This is a genomic window from Lentilactobacillus kribbianus, assembly GCF_013184075.1.
In the GTDB taxonomy this organism is placed as follows: Bacteria; Bacillota; Bacilli; order Lactobacillales; family Lactobacillaceae; genus Lentilactobacillus; species Lentilactobacillus kribbianus.
In genome coordinates, this window is record NZ_JABEQQ010000001.1 from 663,509 (window position 1) to 679,821 (window position 16,313).

The 16,313-nt window shown below is 39.2% G+C and carries 11 protein-coding genes; 8 read left to right on the top strand and 3 right to left on the bottom strand.

Features of this window, described 5'->3' with window-relative positions:
- Positions 1–144: 144 nt before the first annotated feature.
- Together HII32_RS03405 and HII32_RS03410 are read right to left on the bottom strand one after the other, a co-directional pair.
- The gene (locus HII32_RS03405) at positions 145–888 is read right to left on the bottom strand and encodes a DUF4811 domain-containing protein (protein WP_172188309.1); all 744 of its coding nucleotides are present in this window, start codon (positions 886–888) and stop codon (positions 145–147) included.
- Positions 888–2,354: an MDR family MFS transporter gene (locus tag HII32_RS03410; protein WP_172188311.1), complete on the bottom strand. Its 1,467-nt coding sequence runs from the start codon at positions 2,352–2,354 to the stop codon at positions 888–890. Before HII32_RS03410 ends, HII32_RS03405 begins: the two co-directional genes overlap by 1 nt.
- 189 nt (positions 2,355–2,543) lie before the next feature.
- Here HII32_RS03410 and HII32_RS03415 point away from each other — a divergent pair, with 189 nt between their 5' ends.
- The 8 genes from HII32_RS03415 (at position 2,544) to HII32_RS03450 (ending at position 13,369) form a co-directional block, all read left to right on the top strand.
- Positions 2,544–2,987: a MerR family transcriptional regulator gene (locus HII32_RS03415; protein ID WP_172188313.1), complete on the top strand. Its 444-nt coding sequence runs from the start codon at positions 2,544–2,546 to the stop codon at positions 2,985–2,987.
- Between the two features lie 222 nt (positions 2,988–3,209).
- Positions 3,210–4,361, top strand: coding sequence for an MFS transporter (locus HII32_RS03420; RefSeq protein ID WP_425483262.1), 1,152 nt, complete (start codon positions 3,210–3,212; stop codon positions 4,359–4,361).
- Positions 4,362–4,475: 114 nt separating this feature from the next.
- Entirely contained in the window at positions 4,476–5,393 is a 918-nt protein-coding gene (locus HII32_RS03425; RefSeq protein ID WP_172188317.1) for an ABC transporter ATP-binding protein, read from the top strand.
- Complete coding sequence (locus tag HII32_RS03430; protein WP_172188319.1) at positions 5,390–7,000, top strand: ABC transporter permease; 1,611 nt, start codon at positions 5,390–5,392, stop codon at positions 6,998–7,000. Before HII32_RS03425 ends, HII32_RS03430 begins: the two co-directional genes overlap by 4 nt.
- A gap of 10 nt (positions 7,001–7,010) precedes the next feature.
- Positions 7,011–7,661, top strand: coding sequence for a TetR/AcrR family transcriptional regulator (locus HII32_RS03435; RefSeq protein ID WP_172188321.1), 651 nt, complete (start codon positions 7,011–7,013; stop codon positions 7,659–7,661).
- Positions 7,662–8,291 carry a GyrI-like domain-containing protein gene (locus HII32_RS03440; protein WP_172188323.1) on the top strand — a complete coding sequence of 210 codons (630 nt, stop codon included), beginning with the start codon at positions 7,662–7,664 and terminating at the stop codon, positions 8,289–8,291.
- A 119-nt stretch (positions 8,292–8,410) separates the two neighbouring features.
- A complete protein-coding gene (locus HII32_RS03445; protein WP_172188325.1) occupies positions 8,411–9,397 on the top strand; it encodes a linear amide C-N hydrolase in 987 nt (328 codons plus the stop codon).
- Between the two features lie 342 nt (positions 9,398–9,739).
- Positions 9,740–13,369 (top strand): YhgE/Pip family protein, encoded by a 3,630-nt coding sequence (locus HII32_RS03450; RefSeq protein ID WP_172188327.1) that lies wholly within the window; start codon positions 9,740–9,742, stop codon positions 13,367–13,369.
- Positions 13,370–13,461: 92 nt separating this feature from the next.
- On the opposite strand, the gene HII32_RS03455 is transcribed toward HII32_RS03450, so the two are convergent.
- Positions 13,462–16,179 carry an HAD-IC family P-type ATPase gene (locus HII32_RS03455; protein WP_172188329.1) on the bottom strand — a complete coding sequence of 906 codons (2,718 nt, stop codon included), beginning with the start codon at positions 16,177–16,179 and terminating at the stop codon, positions 13,462–13,464.
- Positions 16,180–16,313: the final 134 nt, after the last annotated feature.

A 16,313-nucleotide genomic window follows, 5' to 3' on the forward strand; every position in this document is an offset into this window, starting at 1 on the left:
GAGGACTCAGAACTCTAAGAAATTGGCTTCATCCAAGCTATTCTTTCACCTAACTAAAAAATCACCAATAGCAATCCTGTTAGATTGAACTATTAGTGATTTTTCTGTTAATGCTCAATAATAAAATTAGTTGAAAGCAGCACTCTATCTACTTTGATCCATATCCAACAATTTTTGTTTTTGCTTATCCATTGCAGCCGCCGTCACCTTAGCCACAATTTGCTTTTGCAATGCTTTTTGTTGTTCAGGAGTCATCGTTGGATTCTTTTGCATTGCTGCCATCATTTGTTGCTTAATCACAGCCTGCATTTGTTGTTTTTGCGCTGCCTGTTGTTTTTTACTAGTCTTAGCTTGCTTTTGCAATGACTTGGCTTGCTTTGCAGTTAAGACCACATAATTGTCCGGCAATTCAAACGTGTTGGTCCGGGATTTATAAACGGAGCCATCCCCTAAACCAGCAAATAATAACTTATAGAACTGATTCTTGTAGACATATTGCTTAGTCTTAGTGACTAGCTTAGCTTCTGTCCCAGTAATGTGCTTGTACTTGTTAGTAGTATGAACATCAGTTTGCGTATGCTTAGTTTTACTTTCATGCGGTAATTTATAAACGACAATTTTTTCGTCTTTGGTACCCAATTTTTGTTCCACTAACATGTTCATGTCCATTTGTTTGATAGAACTAACGGGCTTAATCAACTTAGTAGTCGTTTTAGTTTCTAATTTCATTCCCCAATTCCAGCTATCAGCCGCCGTAATGGCCACTAAAGAAAAGACTAATAGGGCAAAGGAAACAACGTATAAAATAACTCGAACGATGCCACGTTGCATGACCACGTAAGAGACGATGAATAAAAGGGCGCTAATAATAATTAATGCTAGAGCCATTATTTGTCACCTCCAACAGTAGTTTGTTTTTGTTTCAATAGGTATGATAATCCCCAACCAATCAAACAGAACACTACAGCGATCGCAAATGCAGCTGAATAACCGTTTAAGACGGCATTTTGAGCGCCTTCCTTATAAGCGAGGGGGTTATTATGAAGCACATGTTTAGCTGGCATATCATCTTTAGTAACGTTAGTTAAGACACTAATTAAGATGGCAGTTCCCACTGAACTGGCTACTTGCCGAGCAGTGTTGTTAACGGCAGTACCGTGACTGATCATGGTGTTAGGTAAAGCATTCATCCCGGCAGTTGAAGTTGGCATCATAACCATCCCGACTCCGAGCATTCGAATACAATAAGTCACAATAATGAAGAGAAGTGGTGTTTCTTTAGTTAAGAATAAGAATGGAATGGTACCTAAGGTAAGTAAAATCATTCCGGCGGTAGCTAAATGCTTAGCCCCATATTTATCAAACAAACGTCCGGTAATTGGACTGGCAATCCCAATCATCAAGGCCCCTGGTAATAATGTTAAACCAGATTCTAGTGCGGAATCGCCCCGGATAGTTTGCAAATAAATTGGCAATACCATTTCCACACCTACCATCGCCATGTTAACGTCTGATGATAAAATAGCGGAAATCGTAAAGTCTCTAGTCTTAAAGACACGTAATTCCAAGAAGGGATTTTCTAAGTGAAGTTGACGATAAACGAAAATGATAATCGCAACGATCCCAATTAAAATTGGGAAGATAACAGTTGGATCGCCCCAACCATTATCCCCAACTTGAGAGAATCCATAAAGTAGTAAACCAAATCCTAAAGTAGATTCAGCTGCTGACAGCCAATCAAGATTAGATTTTCTAGTTGGTAATACTTTTTTATTGAAGATTAAACCAATTACTAAGGCAAAGATTGTAAATGGAATCAAAGTACTAAACAAGGCACGCCAGTTGTAATTATCAATTAACCAACCAGAAAGAGTTGGACCAATGGCAGGAGCTAAACCAATGGCTAGCCCCATCATTCCCATGACCGAACCACGGCGATCAGGTGGATAAATTGAAAGTAAGACGGTTTGGGCTACTGGCATTGCAATTCCGGCACCGACAGCCTGAATTACCCGAGCGGCAAGAAGCACCCCAAAGCTAGGAGCCACCCAAGCTAGAATTGAACCGATTAAGAAAAAGCCCATCGCGGTATTGAACAAAAGACCACTACCATAACGGCTAATTAACCAAGCGGAAATTGGAATCATGACCCCGTTGACCATCATGTAGCCAGTCGTAAGCCATTGAACTGTAGAAGTGGAAACATCAAATGCATCCATTAATGTAGGATAAGCAGTAGCAAGCATGGTACTACTTAACACTGACATGAATAAACCTAAAATAATCGCAACCACCATCATGGTTCGATTATAGGGTTTACCATTGGCATCAAGTGTTTTTTGATTATCAGCCATATTGTATATGCCCCTTTTCTTTTTAAGATAACGTTTAGTATATTAACGCTCACAAAAATGTTTGTCAACATATTTGACAATGATGCCGTTTTCAGTAACAAAGTTGGTGAAAAAGTTGCCACCCATGATAGAATTTGTTATAGTGATTCTTCGTAAAGCGAATTATTAATAGAAACGAGTGACGAAAGAATGGATAACCCAATTGGCAAGTTTATTGATACGGACAATTTAATATTTGGTATTGGTCAAGCAAGCAAAATCACGGGAGTTTCGGCTCGTTCTTTACGTTACTGGGAAAGCCAAGGTTATATTGAAACTTTGGACTCAGATAATGCGAAAGATAAGAAAACTTCCCGGCAATATGATATTAAAAATTTGGTGAAAATCTTTCACATTAAACACTTCCAAGATGAAGGTTACACGCTTCAAGCGGCAGTGGAAAAAGCATCCGAGTTTCGTAAACAATTACCAATTATCAAGACTTTTATGCGTGAACAAATTCAAGACATTAAAGTAGAAGATGATCATGGCGTGATTGATTTTGGTTATAGTGATGCCAGCAAAAAACAGCGGGTTTACGGTATTGTGACGGAATCAGGACAGACTTATTTTGAAATTAAAGACGTTGAATAAACATCAGTGGTAATACTGTTTAGGTATTATTAACTGATGTTTTTATTTATAAAAATGTAGAATAGCGAAAATATTTAGCCGTGAAACTGGACACGCCCGGAATGTTTCGGTATACTTGTTTCTATACTGTCTGAATTATTAAAGAGGGGGACTATCTTGTCATCACAAGTTAAAAGAGCCATTTTTGTTTTAATTTTAAGTAGTTTTCTGGTGTGCCTTGGGATGAGTTTGATTTTCCCAGTTATGCCATTTATTAAAAATGAACTTCATTTTTCTGCCCTAGATATGGGAATCATGAATTCATTATTTGCGTTTGCCCAATTGATTGGGTCACCAATTATTGGTCGTATTTCAGATAAATCCGGCCGTAAAGTAGTTTTAGTAATTGGTTTGCTATTATTCGTAGTGGCCGAGTCATTGTTTGCTTTAACTAACTCATTGATCGTGATGGATATTTCACGGACCATCGGTGGACTTTCAGCAGCGATGGTGGTGCCGACTTCAAATGCGTTAGCAGCTGATATTACCACACCTGGGCAACGGGCCAAGGTAATTGGTTGGTTATCAGCAGCCTTTAGTGGTGGTTTGATTCTAGGCCCTGGTATCGGTGGGGTATTAGCTCGCTCTAGTTATAAAACGCCATTTTGGTTTGCGGCTACATTGGGCTTATTAAGTGTTATCTGTTTGGCCATTATGTTACCGTCAGACAAGAAGTTAAAGCAATTGCGTACGTCCACTAAACCAGCCATTGCTAAGATGAAATCAGATACTAATTTCTGGCAAGATTCATGGAAATTGCTGAGTGGACCAATGGGCTTATTGTTTATTTTGATCCTAGTCTCTGCCTTTGGATTGGTTAGTTTTGAAAGTATTTATAGTCTTTACGTTAATGAAGTTCATCATTTTACGATGGCTAATATTGCCTTGGTCTTAACGTTAAACGGAATTATCTCGTTATTATTCCAGATTTTATTGTTTAACCGAATGGTGATTTTGTTAGGTGAAAAACGATTAATTCGGTATTGCTTCTTTTTTGCCTTTTTGGGAACGGCCTGGATCATGGTGGCTCACCAAAAATGGGCAGTTATTATAGCTACCTTACTAGTCTTTACGGCGTTTGATTTAATTCGGCCGGCAATTACCACCTTACTAACAAAGGCCAGTTTGACGGATCAAGGATTAGTGAACGGTTTGAATATGTCTTTAACCAGCGTGGGAAATATCATTGGCCCAATCCTATCAGGGGCTTTGCTAGATTACAATTACCACTATCCATATTTCGTTGTGATTGTCTTCATGCTGATCTCATTCTTCTTAACTTACAAAATTCACCGCGCGCCAACTAATAACAACCAGGAACCAACTGAAAACTAAGCTGAAAATGCCGCTATTAACGTAGCGGTATTTTTTTATTATCTAAATGACTACTTAGTCATTAAATCGTATAATCAAGGCAAAATTAGAAAGTAACATTGAGGAGGTTTTTTTATGGCAACAGTTCCAGTCTTAAAAGTTGAGCATTTACAAAAGTCGTTTGGTAAGTTTCAGGCACTAAAAGACATTAATTTAGATTTACAACCAGGAGAGGTATTAGGCTTTATTGGACCAAACGGAGCGGGGAAATCTACTACGATTCGAACTATTCTCGGATTGATTAAAGCGTTTAGTGGAACGGTTAAAGTATTTGGCAAGAATGCTTGGTCGGATGCAGTTGCCATTCACCAACAGTTGGCCTATGTACCGGGGGATGTTTATTTGTGGCCCAACTTAACTGGTGGTCAAACAATTGATTTACTATTGAAATTATCACACCAAAAACATAATGCCCGAACTGACGAATTAATCAAAGAATTTGAATTGGATGTGACTAAAAAGAATCGGACTTATTCTAAGGGTAATCGGCAAAAGGTAGCCTTGATTGCGGCTTTATCTACGGATGTGCCATTATATATTTTTGATGAACCAACTTCAGGACTGGATCCACTTAACGAACAAATTTTTCAAAATGCAGTGGAAAAATTAAAACAAGCTGGTAAGAGTGTATTGTTATCTAGTCATATTTTGTCCGAAGTGGAAAAAATGGGTGACAAGATTGCAATAATTCGTCAAGGAACCATTATTGAAACAGGTACGTTAGCTTCAATGCAACATTTAACTCGAAACCAAGTGTCTGTAATCACTAAACAACCATTGACTGATTTAGACCAGGTGACTGGGATTCATCAATTAACGTTGCAAAATAATCAATTAGAAGCTAACTTCACGTTGGATAGTGATGCTACGACAGATGTTATGAACTATTTGGCTCAACACCAGATTGTCCATTTGAAGACAACTCCACCAACCTTAGATAATTTGTTTTTACGTTACTATGAAGATAACGGAAAGTCTGGTGATACTAAATGAAGCCCTTTGCAGAAACCAGATTATTATTAGTCGCTAATTTTCGTCGTGATATTAAAAAAATTATTATTTGGTTAGTTGGTCTAGCTGGTCTCTTTGTGGCAGTGGCTTATAAGTTTGAAGGCCTGTATGGTTCACGCCAACAAATTGAAACGATTGTGACCACTTTAAAATCTAAAGCGATGGTATCGTTATTTGGCCCATTACCCCATGTTAATCATTTAACGACCGCTATTATTTTCGCTGGAGAAATGTTGATTTTTTGGTCCATTTTCATGGTGATATTTAACATTACCTTGGCGATTGGGGCCACAAGAGTCCCAGAAGAAGAGGGACTTACTGAAATGTTGCGAGGGGGTCATCCCGTCGGACGTCAGGCCCCTTTACTAGCAGCCATTCTTGAAATTAGCATTGTGGACTTAGTCTTTTTTGTAATTACTGGTGTAGGCACCCAACTAGCAAATTTACCTGGAGCTAACTCCATGGGTACCTGGTTATTGGCAGCGGCTTTGAGTATTGTAGGCTGGGCTTTTGGAATGTTTACCTTGGTATTAGCACAGTTATTTAATGATTCTAAAAACGCAACTATGGTTAGCTACCTTTTATTTGGTATTACTTACTTAATGCGAATGATTAGTGATGTCAGTGACCAACAATTAACCTGGTTGTCACCATTAGGTTGGGTGGAAAAAACCAGTATTTACGTCAATAACAACTGGTTACCGATTGGTTTGTATTTGGTTTTCGGTGGGTTTGCATTGATGATTGCACTGGCTTTAAATGCTAATCGAGATATTGATGCTGGTCTAGTAGCGGTCAAGCCCGGTAAAGCCACTAATCGCTTTTTGCGAGGACCGCTGAGCTTGTTGGTATGGAACCAAAAAACTACTAGTTTAGGTTGGATCATTGGAGTAGCTCTTTTAGGTGCTAGCTACGGTTCTATCTTTGATAGTATTGGTAAATTAGTGAATGATTCACCCGTAATTCGTCAAGTTTTAGGCACTGGTGGGGTGATGCACGCTCAAAAATTACAATTATTATCATTTATCGGTATTTTAAGCATGGTTTTTGCGTTACTTGGAATTCTGGCTGGAGGAATGGTCACTAATCGCCTTTACGCTGATGAAACCCGAGGTTACTTAGAACTAGTGAGTGTCAAACCCGTTCATCGTACTACTATGATTTTAATTCCAGTCAGCTACGGTATTGTTTTAGCTGAATTAGTGCTTATCGCTGCCATGTTTGGCATGCAAGCGGCCGGCAATGCGGTCTTAAAACACCCATTGGCCGCTAAGTATTTTTGGCAATCAATTCTTGCCATGACTCCTACGGTGCTTTTATTTCTGGGTATTTTAACGTTATTTGTCGGAGCAATGCCTAAGTTACGTTCGTTGACGTGGTTATATCTAGGCGTGGCCTTTGTTATTTCTTATTTTGGTAAACTATTGAAGTTACCGGATTGGGGTTTAAAAGTATCCCCATTTTATTGGTTCCAAAAAGTACCAGTTAAAACTACCGATTGGACAGCTTGGTGGGTAATTTTAATAATTGCTTTGGTCTGTCTTTTAGGCGGAGTTATTGGGTATAATAAACGTGACTTAAGAAATTAGGAGGATGATGATGGCTAAACGATTGCCAAAGGATCCCCAGAAACAAACCGCAATTTTAACCGCCGCGATGCATGAATTTGCGCAAAATGGTTATCAGGCTAGTACCGATGCGATTGCCAGTACGGCCAATGTTTCCAAAGGTTCCGTATTTCGTTATTTTAAAAATAAAGCCGCTTTGTATGAGGCTGCAGTGGACTTAGCAGTTGCCAACTTACAGGATAATCTTGACTATACGGTGTGGACTGATTCCGATGATTTAGTAAGCATGATTTTGCGCGCCACTAAGTATAAGATTGAGTTATCACAACGGTTTCCGGATGAGTTTGCGTTATTGCTGGCGGTTTATCAAAATAGTCAAGCTATTCCCAATGATCTGCGCCAAAAGGTCTTTGCCGTTTTTGATCATTGGACGCAGGAAAATATTAATCAGATGGTTGACCCGGTTATTAGTCATTTGGATTTACGACCAGATCTAGATCCGATGGAGGTTCGGCGATTATTATCGATGATGATGAACCAGATTTTATTGATGGCGCAACAGTATCTAAGACAACACCCAGAAGTGAAAACCATTGATGAAATGGACGAGTTAATCAGTAAAATTAAGAGCTATATGGATATGATTGAACACGGCGTGGTGCAACCTAAGGAGAAGGATTAGATGAAGACGGAATGGCGAAAAACTGAAAAAGCATTGTATTTACCCAAGGCTAAGCCGGAATTAGTAACGGTACCAGCCCAACAATTCATTATTGTGACGGGTACCGGTAATCCTAATGAACCGGTGTTTGCGGAGCGAGTGGGTGCCCTTTACTCGGTGGCCTATGCTCTAAAAATGGGGTTAAAGCAAGATCCCACTAATGAACACCCAGATTTTACGGTTTACCCATTAGAAGGATTATGGAGTAGTACTACTAAACCGACAGCGAACCAACCGATTGATAAAAGTCAGCTAATTTATCAAATCATGATTCGCCAACCTGAGTTTGTGACTGCCGCAATGTTTCAAGCCGCAGTGGCTAAAACGGCAGTGAAAAAACCAAACTCCTATCTGAAGGAACTAAAATTAGAAACCATTACGGATGGTGACGTGGTCCAGATATTACACGTGGGAACTTATGATACGGAAGCCACTACGTTTGCGATTTTAAATGAATATTTAGCAGCCAATCACTTGCAACAACGGCCATTAAACGGCTACATTCATCGAGAAATCTATCTATCAGATCCGCGCCGGATCGCACCAGAAAAACAAAAAACGGTGTTACGAATTGGAGTTAACCCTAAATAATAATTAAAGCCACTTATCGGGTAGGTAAGTGGCTTTAATTTGCGACAATTAGTCCAGCAAGAGGTTACAATATAAGTAATAATAACTCGTTTGGTAACTGCGTGAGAAAGGTGATTAAGATGTGTACAAGTATTTTCCAAATTAGTATTGATGAAAATCATCCGGCCCATGTATTAGGGCGCACAATGGATTGGCCACGACTAGGAGCAGCACCGGTATTTTGTCCCCGTGATTTTGAGTGGCAAAGCGTCTATGATAATCAATCGTATCGGACTAAGTACGCTTTAGTTGGGGGTGGGGGCTATCATGACAATGAATTGGATGTTTCCGATGGGGTTAACGAACACGGATTAACGGTACAAAAATTAACCTTTACTAATGGTACCCAGTTAGTGGATGAACCAACGCCGGGAAAGATTCATTTGGCTCCTTACGAATTATCGTTTTATTTGCTGGCTAACTTTCAATCCGTACAAGATATTGTCGAACACATTACTGAAATTGAATTAATGACCGATCATTTTAGTCGCCAAAAGTATGGCAAAGTTGAATTACATTTTGTGGCCGCCGATGCTACGGGACGTGTAGTGGTCATTGAACCAGATCAACAACCAATCAGAATTATTGAAAATCCATTAGGAATATTAACTAACAGTAACCACTTTGAACGCCAAATTGATAAGTTACGTCAATACGTGGATTTTACCCCAGCATTTAATGCCGGTAACGTGCCACTAAATACCCCTAGAGTAACTACGGGAAATGTATCTGGTAAGGCCATTCCCCCAGGATCTTATACCCCCAATTCGCGTTTTATTCGGGCTGCTTACTACAAAGAACGAATTGATTTGGCAACAGATTTAGATTCAGCGGTAGATAATGTGTGGCATTTACTAGACTCAGTTAACGTCCCTAAAAACACATCGCATCAACAGACTTATTCGGTGTATCGCGCTGCTGCTGATTGTGATAGCTTGACCTATTATTACCAACCATATCACGCTAAACAAGTTGCTAAAATTACGTTAACCAAAGAGTTGATTGCTGAAAAGCAGTTACGTTTTTTCCCAGTGATTAATCAAGTTAGTTTTCAAGAATTAAACTAACAACTAAATTGATATTCTAGCTAATCCTAGCTAAAAGGTCCGGTCTTGTAATGAGATCGGTCCTTTTTAGTTAGTTTATCGCGCTGATATGATAGTTCACCAATGTGCACTATTATTTAAGTTAGCGTCCTTAATAATATGATAGACGTTGCGGTAACAGTAGATGTAGAGAAGCGTTCTAAGATAGTTTATGGTATTTACTAATTTTAAAATTAGGGTTATACTTTTCAGCATGTACTAAACTGTCTTGCAATTAGTTCATATTAATTTATTCATACTAATCGATTACCACCCCTTGGGTCGTAATGGATGACAGCTTATAGAAACTGAATTTAGAAGGGTGTGTTTATTATTTTTAAGCGACGGAGTGTCAAAATTGCAGCAATTGCGTTAGGAGTTACTCTGCCAGTTGCTGCAGCACTATTATTTCTCCAGTCAGTCTGGAATCCGTTTGGTCATACTAGCCAATTACCAATTGCGGTGGTGAATAATGATCGACCGGTTCAATATCAAGGAAAAACCATGGCGGTTGGGGATTCGATGATTTCACAACTTAAACATAATCATGGGATGCAATGGCATTTTGTTACTGCTAAACAAGCTCAAAAAGGGTTAAAAGACAACAAGTATTATACGGTAGTTAACATTCCCAAGAATTTTTCTAAGAATGCTACCACTTTAACGGATTCGAATCCTAAACCGATGAAATTAAAATATAAGACCAATGATTCGATGAATTACATAGCCGGGGTTATGAGTAGCGTCGGAATCGATCAAGTTAATAGTCAGGTGCGTTCAGCCGTGACTAAGAGTTATGCATTAGCTATTTTTTCTCAAATTAAAACTAGTGGCGCTGGCTTCCAAAAAGCTGCTGATGGGGCAACACAATTAAAAGATGGGACAGTTACCTTACAGTCTGGCTTGAAACAATATACGACTGGGGTTAAAACCTTAAAAGACGGTATGGTTAAAATGGACACCAGTGTGCAGCCTTTACCAGCCGGGGTGAAGAAATTAACCGATGGTAGTGGTCAATTAAGTGCGGGCCTGAACCAATTAAACGCTAAAAGCGGCACATTAGTTAATGGGGTAAACCAATTAGCCGATGGAGGTAGTCAATTAAACGGCGGACTACAGACTTTAAACGGTAAAACGGGAACCTTGAAATCCGGTGTTGGTAAGTTAACGGATGGTTCCGAACAAATCAGTGGTGGTCTCAGCCAATTGAATGGTAAAAAGGGTGAATTGGCTAGTGGAGTCGTGAAATTAGCCGATGGCTCTAAAGCGTTAAAAACGGGTGTATTGACCTATACTAATGGTGTTTATCAAGTAAATTATGGTTTACAACAGCTAAACGATAAAAAAGGAGCGCTAGCTGAGGGTGTTTCTCAATTAACTTCTGGTTCGGCGCAATTATTACCTGGTTGGATCCAATATACTGATGGAGTTGCTAAATTAAACGGTGGTATTCAACAACTTGATGGTAGTAAGGGCGAATTAGCTGATGGTGTGAGTCAATTGTATGCCGGTTCTGGAACATTATCATCTGGTGTTAATGACTATACAGCTGGTGCAAGCTCTCTTGACGATTATCTCGGTCAACTATCAGAGTCATTAAAAGAACAAAATTTAGTTGGTGGAACTAGTCAATTAAGCGATGGATTGGTTCAATTGCAACAAAGTATTGGAACTCTACCTGCACAAATGTCATCTTTATCAAGTTCACTAAAAATTATTAATAATGGTGTCTCAAATAGTTACGCTGCTTTAGCAGATGCGAAGTCAATTGTTAATAGCAATACGGCAACTTCTGCTGCTAATAAAGAAGTTATTCAAAATTTGAATGTTATTTCTGATGAAATCGATAACCTTAATGATAATTCTACTAACATAGATTCAAGTGATAGTGATAACGGTGATAAAATAGCTTCCGCAGTAAATAAATTACAAAGAGATGTTAATAACAGTCAGACTACAACAACCACCATTTCAAACAATGGAAATACTGATAATTCAACATCTGGAGACACAGATGCTGAAATTAATGCCAAAATTGAATCAGTAAGTAAGAAGCAAAATTTAACATCTGAACAAACTCAGGCAATTAAGTCGGCATTAAAAGGTGCAGGTGGTGGTACTGATAAGGATAGTAGTGATGATTCAAATACAAATAAAGTAACTACAACAACTACCGAAAATACTAATAAAATTCAGAATGATATTGAAAATATCAAGAAAATTTCTGTTGATCAAACAACAACTACTGATACTAATGATGAGTCTAATTCCAACAGTGATAAAGTTAAAAAGATTCAATCACAATTGAAAGATGTACAATCAAGAATTTCGGAAGATGACTATGCCAAATTAAAGAGTGATATTACTACTGCATATAATGGTCTTACAATGCCTAAAACAATCGGGTCAATCACGTATAATACGGTTAATAGTCAATTAGATAAACTCAATGGTGATGGAACAGATGCTAATCCAGGACTTACACTAGCATTGGCTAAATTAGTTGAGGGTGCAAATGAATTGAGTTCTTCATCTCCAGAATTAGTAAGTAGTATAGATAAAATTCATACTGGATCTACGATGCTTGTTTCTAATAACTCTAAACTTATTCAAGGAGCCATGGATTTAAACAATGGTCTCAATCAACTCAACAACCAAGTACCAACGCTAGTTGATGGTATTACTCAATTATCAGCTGGTTCATCTCAATTGGTTGCTAACAACAAGACCTTGATGGATGGTCAAACTAGCTTGGACAATGGATTACAATCACTTAACAGCCAAGTACCGGTCGTGACTGATGCTATCAAGCAATTATCGGCTGGTTCAGCTAAATTAAATAAGAACTCCAGTGCCTTAAACGATGGCGCTAAGCAGTTAAGTAATGGCTTGGGTCAATTAAATGTCCAAGTCCCAGTCTTAACGAGTGCTATTGGTAAGTTAAATGCTGGAGCCCAACAAGAGACGACCGGGATGAGAACTTTAAATGGTCAAGTTCCAGCCTTGGTTAGTGGTGTGGGCCAATTGGCTGACGGTTCTAGTCAATTAGATAATGGTTTGCAAACATTACAAGGTAGTACTCCAGCCTTGAAGTCGGGAATTTCTCAATTAGCTGATGGTGGTAATCAATTAAGTACGGGATTAAATACTTTAAATAGTTCCACAGGGACTTTGATTTCTGGTGCTGATCAGTTGGCAGCGGGGGTCACCGAATTAGATGCTAATTCTGGCAAATTAAACGATGGAACTGGTCAATTAAAAGATGGTGACACTACGTTAGCTTCATCCTTACAAGGTGGGGCTGATCAAGTTAAGGCCACTCCATTAGGAGATAAGATGGCTCAAATGTTTGCCACTCCAACCAAAGTTGTTCGAGAAAATGATAATTATGTCCCTAACTTTGGATATGCCATGGCACCATTTGTGGTTTCGTTAATTACTTTATTGGGGGTTACTGGAATTGTCTTCTTATTAGCACGCTTAACTGACTTTAAGACAACCCGAAATATTGTTGATACCGTAGCTTTGGCAGCGTTGCAAGGTGCCGTTACCACTGGAGTGATTAACTTAATCTTAAAAGAGATTGAGCATCCATTCCAATTAGTTACCTTAGGGATTATTCTTTCTGTTTCGACAGCGCTAATCGAGATTGTACTTTATAAATACATTAAGTATTGGGCCTTCTTGTTAGCTGGTGGTCTTTTAGGAGCAGCGGTTTTCTTCTCTAATGATATTTATCCAATGCAGACTATCAATTCTATCAGTGGGTTCTTGGGAACTATCTCACCAATTCACTACACTAACTTGGCCTTGCGTCAATGCATGACCGGTGGAATTGATATCAATGTCACGGGGATTGTGATTTTATTGTTAACGTTAATTACAATTTTGACCCTATGGTTAATCTACATTATGGGCAAACAAACAGTTACTACTGCTAAACACGCAGAATAAATTCTAAATAAGTGGTAATGAGTCGAAGGACTGGTTACCACTTATTTTTGGCAATAAAAAAGCACCGAGCATAATGCTCGGTGCTTTTTAAATTATATCGCTTTTCGTTCACGTCGGCGTAAGCCAATGCGAATTAATTTAACGGCTTCGGTAACTACTAAAACAACTAGACCAGCCATAATTGGAACCAGCCAACCGTAGAAGAAGTTGATGGAAGCAGTGTGGAAAATGCCTTGCATAAATGGCACATAGATTAAAATCGCTTGTAACGCAATCAAAATCGCAATGATGATAAATGCCATTTTATTTTCAAAGAAGTGTTTTGAAAAGATCGGATAAGAGTTACGAATGTTAAACAAGTAAAAGATTTTACCGAAAATAATAATATTGACGGTCATCGTACTTGCTAGCACTGGTGATAAGATACCAGCGTTAACGAAGTGATCGAACGTAAAGATCCCTAAAGAGGCAATTAACACTGATACGTAGGTCATTTCTACTATATCAAATTTGCCTAAAATACCTTTCGTAACGTCTCGAGGACCGCGGATCATAATTGAATCTTCGGACGGTTCAAAAATGAAGGCAAATTGAATGGTTAACGCAGAAACAGTGTTGATCCAAAGCAGTTGAGTTGGAAATAGTGGTAATTCTTGTCCCATAATCATACTAATTAACACCACTAATCCTTCGGCAAAACTAGTTGGGAGTAAGAAACGAATGGTTTTTTGAATATTATCAAAGACGTGACGTCCTTCGGCAACCGCTTTAACAATCGTGGTAAAACTATCGTTAACCAAGACCATGTTGGCGGCTTCTTTAGCCACTTCAGTTCCCTTAATTCCCATGGCGATTCCAATATTGGCTTGTTTTAAGGCCGCAGCGTCGTTAACACCATCACCGGTCATCGCTACAATATTAGCATTGTGCTGTTGGGCACGGACAATCCGCAGCTTATTAGCTGGGGTAGTCCGGGCAAAAACATTATAGCGACCAATCACTTCGGCCAGTTCCTTGTCACTTAATTCATCAATTTCGGGACCAGTAATGGCGTGAATACTGTCAGCTAGTCCTAGTTGCTTAGCAATGGCTGTAGCTGTATCGGGATGATCACCCGTAATCATATTAACCTTAACACCCGCTTTGCGTAATTCAGCAATCGCCGGAATAACTTCATCACGTGGTGGATCAATGATACCGAATAACCCACTAAACTGCATGTTTTCCGCAATTTTATCTTGGTCAATCGTAGTTAAGTGATCGATAACGGGTACAGAACCCAACGCTACCACTCGTAAACCTTTACTACTTAATTTTTTAACACTTTCTTGCCATTTAGCCATGTCAAAATCAGGATGAGACTGCTTGACCATTTCAAAAATGGTATCAGGGGCTCCTTTGACCATTAGTTCATGTTGGCCATCGATGTCGACTAAACGAGCACTATAACGATAGGCCGAGTCAAATGGTAAGGAATCAATTTCATTGACGTCTGGCGCTTGTCCCATTAACTTGTGATACAGCGTGGTTAAAGCTCCGTCGGTCGGTTCCCCAGTGATACTCCATTGTTCATCTTGATAGACTAATTCGGCATCACTAGTCATTCCCGCAATTTCGACTAATTCAACAAAATTATCGTCTTTATGCCAGTCAAATTTTTGGCCGTCTAATTGCACGTCACCATTAACCTGGCCATCGGTGGTAGCAAAGCCCACACCGGTGACCGTATAATGATGGGCTTTGGTAACAACATCGGTAACGGTCATTTCATTTTTAGTTAACGTCCCAGTTTTATCGGTATCAACGATATCCACTGCTCCCAGTGTTTCCACGGCAGGGAGGTTTTTCACAATGGCACCGTGTTTGGTCATGGTTTGAACCCCACGAGCTAACACAACGGAAGTGGAGGCTGGTAGCCCTTCAGGAATAGATCCCACCACCATTGTGATGATAGCAATCGTTAAGGTTGGTAAGCTATAAATTTTGGTGAAGACACCAGCGATAAATAGTAACACAGCTACCGCCACAATAAAGAGGGAAAGGTTCACGCCCAATTTATTCAAGTTCTTCATTAATGGAGTGACTTGTTCTTTAACAGTAGTAACGCTTTCTTGGATAGAACCGATTTCAGTATCGGTTCCAGTAGCGACCACAATTCCCATTGCTGAACCCTGAGTCACGGCAGTAGAAGCAAAGGCCATGTTATTTCGTTCGGCAAGGGCGATTTTATTAGCTGTTAAAGGATTTTCTTCTTTGGGAACGGAATTACTTTCACCAGTCAGCGTTGATTCCTGGATGCGCAAGTTATCCGCTGCAATTAATCGTAAATCGGCTGGAACTGCATCTCCAGCTTCCAGGTTAACTAAGTCACCAACGACTAAATCTCTAGCGGGAATTTCTAACTTGTGACCGTTACGAATCACAATATTTTGACTCACCAAGAGGTCTTGAATTTTATTGAGGGCATTGTCGGCTTGACGTTCCTGGACATAACCAATGATGGCATTGGCCACGATCACGAAACCGATAACCGCTGAATCAGAGTAGTGATGCATAAGAAAAGTAATAACGGCCGCCGCAATTAAAATATAGGTAATACTGTTATTAAATTGCAGCAAGAACTGAATTAACTTACTCCGTTTGACCGTAGCTAATTCGTTCGGACCGTTTTGACGGAGCCGGGCATTGGCCTCATCTTCACTTAAACCATTTTCAACATCTGTTTGAAATCTCTGTTCAAGTTCTGCTTGGCTTAATTGCCAAAGTTGTTGTTCATCCGGAGGGATCTTGTCTGTAACTGATTGTGTCATGTATAACGCACCTTTCATAGAAAATATTATTGAAGCCTAATCATACTGGATTTTTGAATCAGTGTAAATAATTGTTATCTGATTGTTAGAAAGTTTTAGGATGATTAATACTTCGTTGGTTAAATATAGTTTAC